Origin of the sequence: Polaromonas sp. YR568 (assembly GCF_943369675.1) — a bacterium.
Classification (GTDB): domain Bacteria; phylum Pseudomonadota; class Gammaproteobacteria; order Burkholderiales; family Burkholderiaceae_C; genus Polaromonas.
On record NZ_CALROB020000019.1, the window covers coordinates 40,364 to 53,750 of the forward strand.

The 13,387-nt window shown below is 63.3% G+C and carries 14 protein-coding genes; 3 read left to right on the forward strand and 11 right to left on the reverse strand.

Annotation, left to right across the window (positions count from 1 at the left end):
• Window positions 1-46: 46 nt before the first annotated feature.
• Window positions 47-853: a sulfurtransferase gene (locus tag ACLV8F_RS12140; protein ID WP_411884475.1), complete on the reverse strand. Its 807-nt coding sequence runs from the start codon at window positions 851-853 to the stop codon at window positions 47-49.
• A gap of 86 nt (window positions 854-939) precedes the next feature.
• Here ACLV8F_RS12140 and dnaE point away from each other — a divergent pair, with 86 nt between their 5' ends.
• The gene (gene dnaE, locus ACLV8F_RS12145; protein WP_411884476.1) at window positions 940-4,422 is read left to right on the forward strand and encodes a DNA polymerase III subunit alpha; all 3,483 of its coding nucleotides are present in this window, start codon (window positions 940-942) and stop codon (window positions 4,420-4,422) included.
• A 26-nt stretch (window positions 4,423-4,448) separates the two neighbouring features.
• Here dnaE and tolA read toward each other — a convergent pair whose 3' ends face one another.
• Genes tolA through ribD form a run of 10 tightly spaced genes read right to left on the reverse strand, consistent with a single transcriptional unit; the run spans window position 4,449 to window position 12,193 of the window.
• On the reverse strand, window positions 4,449-5,363 hold the full coding sequence (gene tolA / locus ACLV8F_RS12150; protein ID WP_411884477.1) for a cell envelope integrity protein TolA: 915 nt from the start codon (window positions 5,361-5,363) through the stop codon (window positions 4,449-4,451).
• A 36-nt stretch (window positions 5,364-5,399) separates the two neighbouring features.
• The gene (locus tag ACLV8F_RS12155) at window positions 5,400-5,840 is read right to left on the reverse strand and encodes a biopolymer transporter ExbD (protein WP_411884478.1); all 441 of its coding nucleotides are present in this window, start codon (window positions 5,838-5,840) and stop codon (window positions 5,400-5,402) included.
• A gap of 17 nt (window positions 5,841-5,857) precedes the next feature.
• Window positions 5,858-6,550, reverse strand: a complete 693-nt coding sequence (gene tolQ / locus ACLV8F_RS12160) for a protein TolQ (RefSeq protein WP_411884479.1) — start codon at window positions 6,548-6,550, stop codon at window positions 5,858-5,860.
• A complete protein-coding gene (ybgC, locus tag ACLV8F_RS12165; RefSeq protein ID WP_411884480.1) occupies window positions 6,547-6,996 on the reverse strand; it encodes a tol-pal system-associated acyl-CoA thioesterase in 450 nt (149 codons plus the stop codon). Before ybgC ends, tolQ begins: the two co-directional genes overlap by 4 nt.
• Complete coding sequence (locus ACLV8F_RS12170) at window positions 6,993-8,189, reverse strand: pyridoxal phosphate-dependent aminotransferase (protein ID WP_411884481.1); 1,197 nt, start codon at window positions 8,187-8,189, stop codon at window positions 6,993-6,995. The genes ybgC and ACLV8F_RS12170 overlap by 4 nt, the downstream gene beginning before the upstream one ends.
• 10 nt (window positions 8,190-8,199) lie before the next feature.
• Window positions 8,200-8,727 carry a transcription antitermination factor NusB gene (gene nusB, locus ACLV8F_RS12175; RefSeq protein ID WP_411884482.1) on the reverse strand — a complete coding sequence of 176 codons (528 nt, stop codon included), beginning with the start codon at window positions 8,725-8,727 and terminating at the stop codon, window positions 8,200-8,202.
• A 50-nt stretch (window positions 8,728-8,777) separates the two neighbouring features.
• Complete coding sequence (gene ribH, locus ACLV8F_RS12180) at window positions 8,778-9,242, reverse strand: 6,7-dimethyl-8-ribityllumazine synthase (protein WP_411884483.1); 465 nt, start codon at window positions 9,240-9,242, stop codon at window positions 8,778-8,780.
• Window positions 9,243-9,290: 48 nt separating this feature from the next.
• Complete coding sequence (ribBA, locus tag ACLV8F_RS12185; RefSeq protein WP_411884484.1) at window positions 9,291-10,397, reverse strand: bifunctional 3,4-dihydroxy-2-butanone-4-phosphate synthase/GTP cyclohydrolase II; 1,107 nt, start codon at window positions 10,395-10,397, stop codon at window positions 9,291-9,293.
• Between the two features lie 2 nt (window positions 10,398-10,399).
• Window positions 10,400-11,041, reverse strand: a complete 642-nt coding sequence (locus tag ACLV8F_RS12190) for a riboflavin synthase (RefSeq protein WP_411884485.1) — start codon at window positions 11,039-11,041, stop codon at window positions 10,400-10,402.
• Window positions 11,042-11,095: 54 nt separating this feature from the next.
• Window positions 11,096-12,193 (reverse strand): bifunctional diaminohydroxyphosphoribosylaminopyrimidine deaminase/5-amino-6-(5-phosphoribosylamino)uracil reductase RibD, encoded by a 1,098-nt coding sequence (gene ribD / locus ACLV8F_RS12195; RefSeq protein ID WP_411884521.1) that lies wholly within the window; start codon window positions 12,191-12,193, stop codon window positions 11,096-11,098.
• Window positions 12,194-12,322: 129 nt separating this feature from the next.
• Here ribD and ACLV8F_RS12200 point away from each other — a divergent pair, with 129 nt between their 5' ends.
• Both ACLV8F_RS12200 and ACLV8F_RS12205 read left to right on the forward strand, forming a co-directional pair.
• Window positions 12,323-12,775 (forward strand): type IV pilin protein, encoded by a 453-nt coding sequence (locus tag ACLV8F_RS12200; protein WP_411884486.1) that lies wholly within the window; start codon window positions 12,323-12,325, stop codon window positions 12,773-12,775.
• Window position 12,776: 1 nt separating this feature from the next.
• Window positions 12,777-13,376 carry a GspH/FimT family pseudopilin gene (locus ACLV8F_RS12205; protein ID WP_411884522.1) on the forward strand — a complete coding sequence of 200 codons (600 nt, stop codon included), beginning with the start codon at window positions 12,777-12,779 and terminating at the stop codon, window positions 13,374-13,376.
• Window positions 13,377-13,387 lie beyond the last annotated feature (11 nt).

A 13,387-nucleotide genomic window follows, 5' to 3' on the forward strand; every position in this document is an offset into this window, starting at 1 on the left:
GAAAGGGGGTGCAAACGCTTCAAAAGCTTCGCATGCGGTGTTCGCTTCAGCTGTCGGACAAGAGCCCGAAAACTTCGGTCCGCCGCGTGGAAGGCCTTGAATGCAGGTCTTTGGCGGGCGGGTTGACCTGGGGCTTGAGCTCCGGGTCCAGGGCGCGGCGTTCGTCAAAGACAAAACATTCGCCCTCAAAATGCGCGCGGCCGCTGTCCTCGAAATATTTGAGGATGCCGCCGTCGAGCTGCCAGACGTTTTCGACGCCTGCTTCGCGCATCAGGATGGCGGCTTTCTCGCAGCGTATGCCGCCTGTGCAAAAACTCACCACGGTCTTGCCGGCCAGTTCATCTTTGTGCGCCAGCAGTGCTTCTGGAAATGCGGTGAACTTGCTGATGCGCCAATCGATGGCGTTGCGGAACGTGCCGACGTCAACCTCAAAGTCGTTGCGCGTGTCCAGCGTCACCACGGGCCGGCCCGCGTCGTCGTGGCCCGCATCCAGCCAGCGCTTCAGCGTGGCGGCGTCCACCGCAGGCGCGCGGCCGGCGGCGGGCTGGACGGCGGGGTGGTTCATGCGGATGATTTCCGGCTTCACCTTCACCAGCAGCTTGCGAAAAGGCTGGGCGCTCGACCAGCTTTCCTTGGTTTGCAGGTCGGCGAAACGCACATCCTGTTTCAACCATGCCAAAAAATCATGAATATCGGCGGCCGGGCCCGCCAGGAAGAGGTTGATGCCTTCTTCGGCCAGCAGCACCGTGCCCTTGATGGCGCGCCCTTGCAGCACTTCGGTGATGCCGGCCTGCAGCACGGCGGGCTGGTCCAGCGCAACGAATTTGTAGGCTGCAATGTTCAGGATTTGCATGATGAGATCAATTGTAGGCAGGCACACAAGGCCTTGCATGGCCAGGTGATGCCTCAGCGGACAGCCTCGGCCCTAAAATGGCCTTCATGTTTGTTCATTTGCGCCTCCACACCGAATTTTCCGTCGTTGACGGCACCAACCGCATCGATGAAGTCGTGGCCGCCGCAGCCGCGGACCGGCAACCGGCGCTGGCCATCACCGACCTGAGCAATCTCTTCGGCACCGTCAAGTTCTACAAGGAAGGCCGTAGCGCAGGCGTCAAACCCCTGATAGGCGCCGACATCTGGGTGCAGGTGCCCGGCAAGGACGCCAACGCGCCCGCCGCCCGCCTGTTGCTGCTGGTGCAAAACCGCCAGGGTTATCTCAACCTCTCCGAAATCCTCACGCGCGCCTGGACCAAAAACGTGGTGCGCGACCAGGCGGTAGTCAAGCTCGAATGGCTGCAGGAACTCAATGAAGGCCTGATCGCGCTGTCGGGTGCGCAGGGCGGCGCCGTGGGCCAGGCGCTGCTGCAGGGCGACAGCGCCCGCGCCGTCGAATGTGCGCTGTATTTCGGCGGCTTGTTCCCCCACCGCTTTTACCTGGAGCTGCAACGCGCCCAGCGCCCCGACGACGAACGCCACGTGGTGGCCGCCGTGCAACTGGCGGCGCGGCTCAAGCTGCCGGTGGTGGCCACGCACCCGGTGCAGTTCCTGACCTACGAGGACTACGAGGCGCATGAGGCGCGCGTCTGCATCTCCGAAGGCGAAATCCTCGGCAACACGCGGCGCGTGCGCAAGTTCACGCGCGAGCAGTACTTCAAGTCGGCCGAGCAGATGAAGGCCTTGTTTGCCGACGTGCCTTCGGCCCTGGCCAACACGCTGGAAATCGCCAAGCGCTGCAACCTGACGCTTGAACTGGGCAAGCCCATGCTGCCCGACTACCCGACGCCCGAAGTCGACGGCGTGCGCATGCCCATAGACGCCTACTTCCGCCATGCCTCGTTCGAAGGCCTGGAAGAGCGCCTGGCCCACCTGTACCGCGACGCGGCGGTGCGCGACCAGAAGCGGCCGTCTTACGTGGAGCGCCTGGAGTTCGAGATCAATACCATCCTGAAGATGGGTTTTCCCGGCTACTTCCTGATCGTGGGCGACTTCATCAACTGGGCCAAGAAAAACGGCTGCCCGGTCGGGCCGGGCCGGGGTTCCGGCGCGGGCTCGCTGGTGGCCTATTCGCTGAAGATCACCGACCTGGACCCGCTGCAGTACAACCTTCTGTTCGAGCGCTTCCTGAACCCGGAGCGGGTGTCCATGCCCGACTTCGATATCGACTTCTGCCAGAGCAACCGCGACCGCGTGATCGACTACGTGAAGGACAAATACGGCAAGGAGGCCGTGAGCCAGATCGTGACCTTCGGCACCATGGCGGCGCGCGCCGCCATCCGCGACGTGGGCCGCGTGCTGGACTTTCCCTATGGCTTTTGCGACGGCATCTCCAAGCTCATTCCCAACAAGCCGGGCCAGCACATCACGATTGAACAGGCCAAGGAGCAGGAGCCCGTGCTGGCCGAGCGCGAGCGCAAGGAAGAAGACGTGCGCACGCTGCTGGAGCTCGCGCAAAAGCTCGAAGGCCTGACCCGCAACGTCGGCATGCATGCCGGGGGCGTGCTGATCGCGCCCAGCAGGCTGACCGATTTCTGTCCGCTCTACGCCCAGCCCGGCAGCAATTCCGCCGTGAGCCAGTTCGACAAGGACGACGTGGAGGCCATTGGTCTCGTCAAGTTCGACTTCTTGGGCCTGGCCACCCTGACCATCCTGGAGATCGCCAAGGACTTCATCGTCGCGCGGCATCCGGCGCAAAAAGACTTCAAGTTCGAAGACCTGCCGCTCAACGACAGAAAAGTCTACGAACTCTTCGGACGGGGGCAGACCGAAGCCGTGTTCCAGTTTGAAAGTATCGGCATGCAGCGCATGCTGAAAGACGCCAAGCCGGACCGCCTCGAAGACCTGATCGCGATGAATGCGCTCTACCGCCCGGGGCCGATGGAGCTGATCCCGACCTACATCGCGCGCAAGCAGGGCAAGGAAGTGCCCGAGTACCCGGACCCGCGGGTCAAAGCCATCCTCGAAGAGACCTACGGCATTATGGTCTACCAGGAGCAGGTGATGCAGACCGCGCAGATCCTGGGCGGCTACTCGCTGGGCGGCGCCGACTTGCTGCGCCGCGCCATGGGCAAGAAGAAGAAGGAGGAGATGGACGCCCAGCGCGAGATCTTCCGCAAGGGCGCGGGCGAGGGCGGCCTCAGCGAGGAAAAGGCCGACGAGGTCTTCGACCTGATGGAAAAGTTCGCGGGCTACGGCTTCAACAAGTCGCACTCCGCCGCCTATGCGCTGCTGGCTTATCACACGGCCTGGCTCAAGGTGCACTACACCGCCGAATTCTTCGCCGCCAATATGACGGTGGAAATGGACGACACCGACAAACTCAAGATTTTGTTCGGCGACGCGCAGAAGATGGGCATCCAGTTCGAGTCGCCCGACATCAACCGCGGCGACTACCGCTTCGAGCCCATCAGCGCGAGCTCGGTGCGTTACGGCCTGGGTGCCATCAAGGGCACGGGCCAGCAGGCGATTGCCGCGATCGTCGCGGCGCGCAAGGAAGGCGGCCCCTTCACCTCGATCTACGATTTCTGCGTGCGCGTGGACCGCAGCCGCCTCAACAAACGCACGGTGGAGGCCCTCATCAAGGGCGGCGCCTTCGACAACCTGCAGCTCAACCGCGCCTCGCTGCTGGCCTCGGTGGACCGCGCCTTTGAATTCGCCGCCGCGACCGAGGCCAACGCCAACCAGGGCGGCCTGTTCGACATGTCCGACTCGCATGCCGCCAGCACGCAGGAGCCGCCGCTGGTCGAGGCCATGCCCTTCGGCGTCAAGGCGCGCCTGGTGCAGGAAAAAACCGCCATCGGCTTTTACCTGTCGGGCCATCTGTTCGACGAGGTGGAAACCGAGGTGCGCCGCTTCGCCAAACGCAAGATCGAAGACCTGATCGACTCGCGCGAGCCGCAGTTGCTGGCCGCGATTTTGAGCGACCTGCGCGTGATCAACGGCAATCGCGGCAAGCTGATCATCTTCAAGCTCGACGACAAGACCGACGTGCTGGAGGCCTCGGTGGACGAGGCGACCTTCAACGCCAACCGCAACCTGCTCAAGGACGACGAACTGGTGATCGTGCAGGGCACGCTGCAGGGCGCGTCCGAGCGCTTCGGCCGCCGCTTCAAGGTCACCCAGGTGTGGGACCTGGAAACCGCGCGCTGCAAGTTCGGCAAGTACCTGCGTGTGGCCGTCAACGGCAGCGCGCCGGATATTTCACGCCTGGTGCGCGATTTTCCGCCGCGCCGCGAGATGTCGGACCAAGGTGAGATCAGCCGCGGCCTGCCGGTGCGCCTGAGCCTCAGGCGGCAGGACGCCGCGGGCGGCGCGACGGCCGAGCTGCACCTGGGCGAAGCCGCCAAATTCTTCCCGACCGACGCGGCGCTGGCCAGCTGGATGGCGCAGGCCGACAAGGGGCTGGTGCAGATCGTTTACGAATAAGCCGGGCAGACGGCCGGCCCCGGCTTTTAGTTGCGCGGCCGCATTTCCAGGATCAGTGTGGTGTCGGGGATCCGGCCGTCAACGTCGCGCGGCATGACGCGCGTGCGGACGATGGCGCTCTGCGCCGCCTCATCCCAGGCCTTGTTGCCGCTGGATTGAACCAGCCGCTGGCTGATGACGGTGCCGTCCAGCGTCAAACGCACTTCCACCTTCGCCATCGGATTGCCGGTGAAGTCCTCGGTGAACACCACGTTGGGCTTGATCGCTGCCCTGACGATGGCGCCATAAGTCGTGGAGCCGCCGCTGGACTTTTGCGCCGTGCCCTTGGAGTCCGCATCGCCGGTGGCGCCGGCCATGCCGGTGATACGCCGCAGGTTTTCCTGGCGCAGCTTTTCCGCGGCGGCCTGCGCGGCCTTTTGCTGCGCGGCGTCCTTGTTGTCCTTTTGGGCTTCCAGCTTTTTGGCGTCTTCCGCCGCCTTGCGTTTGGCCAGGTCTTCCTGGGCCTTCTTGTCGGCGGCTTTCTGCTTTTCCGCGTCCTTGTCTTTTTTGGCCTGGAGTTCAGCCTTCTGCTTTTCTTTCAGGCGTTCGGCTTCCGCTTCCTTTTGTTGCTGAACCTGCTTGCGCTTTTTTTCCTGCTCCAACGCAATGTCCACCTTGGGCTCGGGCGGCGGCGGGGGTGTCCTGACTTCCGGAGTGGGAGGCGGCGGAGGAGGCGGCGGCGGTGTGGGTACTTCGACCGGTTTGGGCGCGGCCTGCTGGGCCGGCACATTGGTCCACAGCTCGGCCTGGAAAGCGACGTCCGGGGTGCTGCGTTTCCAGTTGACGCCCCAGGTCAGGGCGGCGATCAGCAGGGCATGCGCGAGCAGCGCCAGCGCGAACGCGCGGCCTGACCCGCCGTCACGTGGCGGGAGAAAGTCTAGGCGGTCTGCGGCGCTGGGCATGGCGAAATTACGGGTGGATGACGGTCGGCCTGGCGGCTACTTGCCGCCGGTCTGCACCGAAAGGCCCACGCGCGACACACCGGCTTTTTGCAGGTTGTCCATGACCTGGACCACGGTTTCGTATTTGATGGACTTGTCGGCGCTGATGACCACGGGCACGGCCTGCGCGCCCTCGGCCTTCACGCCCGGCTCCAGCTTCGCGATGTCGGCCGCGACGTTGCGCACATTGCTGGCCACGCTGTCGGTCTTGATCTTGATCTGCACGGCTTCATCCTTGCTGATCAGGATCTGCACCGGGTTCTGCGGCTGGCTGGGCGCCTTGCCGACCTTGGGCAGCGCGATCATGCTGGGCGTGATCAGCGGCGCCGTCACCATGAAGATGATCAGCAGCACCAGCATGACGTCGATGAAGGGCACCATGTTGATTTCGCTGATGGTGCGGCGGTTGCGGCCGCGGCGGGAATTGACTGCTGCCATCGCTGTCTCCTTCTGGCTCAGTGGCCGGAGGGTGATTGCGCGCCCAGGTTGCGCTGCAGGATGTTGGAGAACTCTTCGATAAAGGTTTCCAGCCGGTTGGCCACGCGGTCTATGTCGTGCGAGAAGCGGTTGTAGGCGACGACGGCCGGAATCGCCGCGAACAGGCCGATGGCCGTGGCCACCAGTGCCTCGGCAATGCCGGGCGCCACGGTGGCCAGCGTGACCTGCTCCAGGGCCGCGAGGCCGGTGAAGGCGTGCATGATGCCCCAGACCGTGCCGAACAGGCCTACATAAGGCGACACTGAGCCGACGGTGGCCAGGAAGGACAGGTTGGACTCGATGGCGTCGAGCTCACGCTGGTAGCTGGCTCGCATGGCGCGGCGCGCGCCGTCCAGCAAGGTTCCGGGGTCGGTGATGTGGCGCTCGCGCAGCTTCTGGTATTCACGCATGCCGCTGGCGAAGATTCGCTCCATGGAGCCCGAATGCTTGGCGTTTTGCGCGGCGCCGGCGAAGAGGTCGTTCAGGCTGGTGCCCGACCAGAACTCGCGGTCGAACTCGTCGTTGAGCTTCTGCACTTTTTTGAGTGCGACGATCTTGCGGAAGATCGCGGCCCAGCTGGCGATGGACACGCCGACCAGCAGCGCCACCACGGCCTGCACGACCCAGCTGGCATTGAGGATGAGGCTGACGATGGACAGGTCTTGATTCATGTTGTTGCCGTATCGGTTTTTAAGCTGTCAAGAATGGAAGCGGGAATGCGCCGTGGCTGAAGGCTGGCGGCGTCGACCCAGCCGATCCGTATGCTGCCTTCACAGAGCAGTGGCGCCGGCCGTCCGGGTGGCTGCTCTGTTTTTAATAGCACCTGCTGGCTGATTATCATGGACGCGCGGCCGGCTTCGACCAGGCTTGCCGTAACAATCAGTTCATCGTCCAGGCGGGCCGAACGATGGTAACGGATGCTGGTTTCCGCCACTACGAAGATGCCGCCCGTGCTTTCACGCAGGCGCTGTTGTTCAATGCCCAGTGATCTGAGCCATTCGGTGCGCGAACGTTCAAAAAATTTCAGGTAGTTCGCGTAAAAAACAATGCCGCCCGCGTCGGTGTCTTCCCAGTAGACCCGCAGGGGCCAGCTGAAAACCCGCGCGGCTGGGCTCATGCCAGCACCGCCTTGAGCCGGGCCACGGCTTCTTTCAATTGCGCCATGGAGTTGGCGGTGGAAAAGCGCACGAACTGTTCGGGCGCGGCATGGCCGAAGTCGCGGCCCGGCGTAACGGCCAGGTGCGCGCGCTTCATGAGCTCGAAGGCGAAATCCCAGCTGCCGCTGACACCCAGGCGCGCGGCCGCGGCGGTGCAGTCGGCGTAGGCGTAGAAGGCGCCGTCGGGCATCACCGGCACCGTCAGGGCCAGGCGGTTGAGTTCGGGAATGAAGTAGTCGCGGCGCGCCTTGAACTCGGCGCGGCGGCGCTCGTACTCCTGCAGGCTCTCGGGCTCGAAGCAGGCCAGGGCCGCATGCTGGGCCACGGCGCTGGCGCAGATGAAGAGGTTTTGCGCGATGCGCTCGATCACCGGCGCCAGCGCTTCGGGCACCACCAGCCAGCCCAGGCGCCAGCCGGTCATGTTGAAGTATTTGCTGAAGCTGTTGATGCTGATCACGCTCTGGCCCAGCTCGCCGGGCATGGCCAGCGCCGAGTGGCCGAAATGCTCCTCGTAGCTCAGGCCCAGGTAGATCTCGTCGATCAGCGTAATGCCGCCGCGGGCGTGCACGAATTCGTGGATGCGCTGCAGTTCTTCGGGTGCGATGGAAGTACCCGTCGGGTTGGAGGGCGAGGCCAGCAGCACGCCGCGCGTCTGGGGCTTCCAGGCCGCTTCGACCTTCTCGCGCGTGAGCTGGAAGCGCTCGGCCGCGGTGGTCGGCACCAGCACCGCGTTGCCTTCGGCGGCGCTGACGAAATGCCGGTTGCAGGGGTAGCTGGGGTCGGGCATCAGGATTTCGTCGCCGGCCTCGATCAGCGCCAGGCAGGCCAGCTGCAGCGCCGCGGAAGCGCCGGCCGTGATGATGATGCGGCCGGGGGCCACGTCGGCGCCGAAGCGCGAGGCATACCAAGCGCTGATGCGCTCGCGCAGCGCCGGCAGGCCGGTGGCCTGGGTGTACTGCGTCGTGCCTTGCGAGATCGCGCGGGCCGCGGCCGCCTGCACCAGGGGCGGCGCGGTGAAGTCGGGCTCGCCGATGTTCAGGAAGATCATGGGCCGGTCGCTGTGGGCGAATTCCTGCGCCAGCGCCGAGGCCGCCTTGGCAACCTCCATGACATAAAACGGCTCAATGCGTTGAGCCCGCCGGGCAATTTTCACGGCAGGCCTTTCAACGCGGGGCTTGTTTGGCTTTGTCGGCGGCGACTTCGGCGGCGCGCAAATTGGGCGCCATCTTGTTCAGCACGCCGTTGACGTATTTGTGGCCGTCGGTGCCGCCGAAGGCCTTGGCCAGCTCGATGCACTCGTTGATGACAACGCGCCAGGGCACGTCCAGGCAGTGCGTGAATTCATAGGCGCCTATCCAGAGCACCGCATGCTCGACCGGCGAGATCTCGGCCATGGGCCGGTCCAGCAGGGGGGTGATGCCGGCGTCAAGTGTTTTGGCTTCTTCAATGCAGCCGTGCAGCAGCGCGTCGTAGTGGGCCGAGTCGGCCTTGTGAAAGCCGACCAGGTCGCGCGTGAAGGCGTCGATCGAGTCGGCTTCATTGCGGCCGACCAGGTGCTGGTAAAGAGCCTGCAGGGCGAATTCGCGCGCGCGGGTGCGTGCCGATTTGTCGGCGGCTTTTTTCACGCCCGTGTCGGTCAGGCCCGTGCGGGTCTGCGGTGGGCGCTTGGGTTTGATGATGGGATCAGCCATGAGAAATGCCAGTCAGGTTAGGGGTGTGGGAGCGAAGGCTCTGCAAAAGCTCAGGCAATTTCATTGATCAGGTTGGCCATCTCGACGGCGACGCGGGCGGCGTCATGCCCCTTGTCGACCTGGCGGGCCTCGGCCTGCGCGAGGTTTTCGACAGTCAGGATCGCGTTGGCGATGGGCAACTGGTAGTCCAGCGCCAGGCGCGTGACGGCCGCGCCGCTTTCATTGGCCACCAGCTCGAAGTGATAGGTCTCGCCGCGGATGATGCAGCCCAGTGCGATCAGCGCGTCGTACTTGTCGCTTTCGGCCAGCGCCTGCAGCGCGCAGGGCACTTCCAGGGCGCCGGGCACCTTGACGTGCCGGATGTTGTCTTCGTGCACGCCGAGGGCGGCGAGCTCATGCTTGCAGGCGTCCGCAAGGGCGTTGGTGACGCTTTCATTGAAGCGCGCCTGCACGATGGCGATGTGAAGTTTTCTGCCGTCCAGTTTGTCGGCGGTTCCTTTTTCTGCTCCAAACACGGTGATTCCCTTTTGATTGATTTATGGTTTTGTCGAGCGACTGAAGGATCAGTCCCTGGTGATGTAGCCGACGATCTCCAGGCCGTAGCCCGTCATGCTGGGCATGCGGCGCGGATTGCCCATGAGGTTCATGCGGTGCACGCCGCACTCGCGCAGGATCTGCGCGCCCACGCCGTAGGTGCGCAGGTCCATGCGGCCGCGCTCGGGCGCCTGGCTGGCGCGCGCGGTGCCTTCAAACTGGGCCAGCAACTGCGCGGCGCTTTCGCCGCAATTGAGCAGCACGGCCACGCCGCGCCCTTCATCGGCGATGTGCTTGAGGCTCTGGTCCAGGCTCCAGGAATGCATGGGGCGGCCGGTTTCCAGCACGTCCAGCACCGAGAGCGGCTCATGCACGCGCGCGGCGACAACGTCGCTGGCCGACCATTCACCCTTGACGAGGGCCAGGTGCAGGCCCTGGCTGGGCTTGTCGCGGAAGGCATGGGCGGTGAACTCGCCGAAAGCGGTCTGCAGGGTGCGGCAGCCGATTTTTTCGACCAGGGAGTCATTGCGGCTGCGGTGCTCGATCAGGTCGGCGATGGTGCCTATCTTCAGGCCGTGCTCGGCCGCGAACAGCAGCAGGTCGGGCAGGCGGGCCATGGTGCCGTCGTCCTTCATGATCTCGCAGATCACGGCGGTCGGCGAGCAGCCGGCCATGCCGGCCAGGTCGCAGCCGGCCTCGGTATGGCCGGCGCGCATCAGCACGCCGCCGTCCACCGCCTGCAACGGGAAGATGTGGCCGGGCTGCACCAGGTCGTTGACGCTGGCGTTTTTGGCGACGGCGGCCTGCACCGTGCGGGCGCGATCGGCGGCGGAGATGCCGGTGGTCACGCCCTCGGCGGCCTCAATGGAGACGGTAAAGGCCGTGGAATGTTTGGTGCCGTTGCGGGTCGCCATGGGCGGCAGCTGCAGCAGCTCGCAGCGCTCGCGGGTCAGCGTCAGGCAGATCAGGCCGCGGCCGAAGCGCGCCATGAAGTTGATGGCCTCGGGCGTGACGTGGTCGGCCGCCAGCACCAGGTCGCCTTCGTTTTCGCGGTCTTCCTCGTCGATCAGGATGACCATGCGACCGGCGCGCATGTCGGCAACGATGTCTTCAACAGGAGAAATGGCAGTGGTCATGGTCAGGGCTTTTTGGGGATGTTGTTGTGGGTGTCGCCCAGCATGCGCTCGACGTAGCGCGCGATCAGGTCGATTTCGAGGTTGACGCGGGAACCGGCGGCCAGCCGGCCCAGCGCGGTGTTCTGTACGGTGTGGGGGATCAGGTTGATGCTGAGCTCCGTTCCTTCGGCCAGGTCGGTGACCCGGTTGACCGTCAGGCTCACGCCGTTGACGGTGATGGATCCCTTGTAGGCCAGGTATTTGCCGAGTTCGCGCGGCGCCAGTATGCGCAGTTCCCAGCTTTCGCCGACCTCGGCGAAATGCGTCACGCTGCCTATGCCGTCGACGTGGCCCGAGACGATGTGGCCGCCCAGGCGGTCGTGGGCGCGCAGGGCTTTTTCGAGGTTGATGGGGCCGGTTTCGGCCAAGCCTGTGGTTTTGTCCAGCGATTCGGCGGAGATGTCGATGGTGAAGCGGTTGAGCGGGAGGTCCAGCGTGGTGGCCGTCATGCAGGCACCGTTGAGCGCAATGCTGTCGCCCAAGCCCACGTCATCAAGGTAACCCGCAGGCGCCTCGATGGTGAGGCGCTTGCCATGGTCTGAAGAGCTGCCCAGGCTTTGGATGGCGACGATGCGCCCCAAGCCGGTAATGATTCCGGTAAACATCACTGCATTTTCGCAGAGATTGCGCAGTCTCACGGAACGAAGCCCAAAGAGGACTTAAAACCGGTCGCACCCCTCGACTCTGGCGACGATGCGAAGGTCAGGGCCCAGCCTGTCGGCTGAGCGAAACTGCAGAGGTATTGCCTGCGAGAGTTCAGTGAGCGGACCCAGGCTGGCCATCCCGGCCCCCTGCCCGATGATTTTGGGCGCCAGATAAACCACAAACTCGTCGACAAGACCCTCGCGTATCAGGGAGCCATTCAGCTTGTGCCCGGCCTCGACATGCACTTCATTGACCTCGCGCTGCGCCAGGTCGCGCATCATGGCCGCAAGATCCACCTTGCCATTGAGTCCGGGCAGGTAAACAACAGTGGCGCCACGTGCTTCCAGCGCTGCCTTTTTTGCATCATTTTGCTCTGAGGCGTAGATGTAGAGCGCGCGGCCAGCTATAAAAAGATGGGCGTCCAGCGGTGTTTCCATCCTGCTGTCCACCACCACCAGATGCGGCTGGCGCGGGGTATCGACGAGGCGGACGTCCAGGCGCGGATTGTCCTGCAGCACGGTGCCTATGCCGGTGAGTACCGCGCACGAGCGTGCTCGCCAGGCATGGCCGTCAGCGCGGGCCTCGTCAGAGGTTATCCACTGACTTGTGCCATTGTCGAGTGCGGTCTTGCCGTCCAGAGACGCAGCAACTTTCATTCGGACCCAAGGTGTTTTCCGGATCATCCGGCTGAAAAAGCCAATATTCAGCTCACGGGACTCTTCTGCACCTGGGCCGACCTCGACTTCAAGGCCGGCGGCCCGCAAGCGTTCAAAACCCTGGCCGGACACCAGCGGATTGGGGTCTGCAATAGACGCCACGACTTTTTTGATGCCTGCGGCAATCAAGGCGTCACAGCAAGGACCGGTACGGCCATGGTGGGAGCAGGGCTCAAGGGTGACATAGGCGGTGGCGCCGACTACGGAGTGACCGCGCTCCGCCGCATCGCGCAGAGCCATGATTTCGGCATGGGGACCTCCTGAGCGCTGTGTGTGGCCTTGGCCGAGCAGTCCACCGTCTGGGGCGGCGATCACGCAGCCTACGCGGGGATTGGGGTTGCTCAGGCGCAAGGCTTGGCGCGCCAACGATATAGCGTTATTCATCAATGATCGGATGTTGTTTGAATTCGGTGTATTTCACACCATTCATCCGCCATTAAAAGCCGGCTGTCGGTGACGGCATTGAAATAGCGAAATTACGTTGCCTAATGCAAGCAATAACTCTGCAACTACTGAGAACTTCCCATGTTACGAAATCGCGGTTTTACACTGATCGAGCTCATGATAACGGTGGCTATTATTGCTATCTTGGCTGGTGTGGCACTTCCATCTTATAACGATTACATACGTCGGGGTCAGATTCAGGAGGCGTTTACGCATCTGTCTGATTTTCGGATCAAGATGGAGCAGTACTACCAGGACAATCGAAACTATGGCGCGACAACAGGTACGGTATGTGCCACGGATGCCACGGCATCGACATGGAATGGTTTCAGCCCCTCCGACGCCAAATATTTTACCTACGGGTGCACGACTTCGAATACGGGCCAAGCCTATGTAATTACGGCGACGGGCTCCTCAGCGAGGGCGGTTGGTCATGTATATACCGTCAACCAGGCGGGCAACAAGACGACAAGCCTTTTTAAGGGGGATGCTGTGGCAACTACGTGCTGGCTCGTTAAAACGTCAACTTGCTGAAATGGAGTTTGATGTGCGTTCTCGCGGCTTCTCTCTCATTGAGGTAATGATTACCGTCACAGTGCTGGCGCTACTCCTGATGGCTGCCGTCCCAAGCATTGGCGCCTGGCTTGCCACCCTGCAAGTGAGAAATGCTGCGAGTGCGATCAGTGATGGTTTGCAGCAAGCGCGTGGTGAGGCTATTACCCGCAATGAAACCGTCAGTTTCTGGTTGGTCTCAGGTGCAGATCAGGCCGTCCTGGCGAATGACTGTGTGTTGTCCAGCGCTAGCGGAGGATGGGTCATCAGTGTTGACTCTCCCGTTGGCGCTTGCGCATCCGCACCGTCAACGACTGTTGCACCCAGGCTGGTAGCCGCCCACCCCGTTGGAGACGGTGGAAGCGATGTGACGGTGTCTGCCGTCCGCGCTGACGGAACTACTGCGGCTACACAAGTTGCTTTCGACGGCTTCGGACGCGTCGTCAATAGTGGGCCTATCGCCCGAATTAATGTTGGCAAGACCGCCGGTACGCGGAGTTTGCGGGTTGTAGTCAGCACCGCCGGATCTGTTCGCATGTGTGATCCGACTGTAACTGCCACGACAGATCCTCGCCGTTGTTAAGCGATATCAAA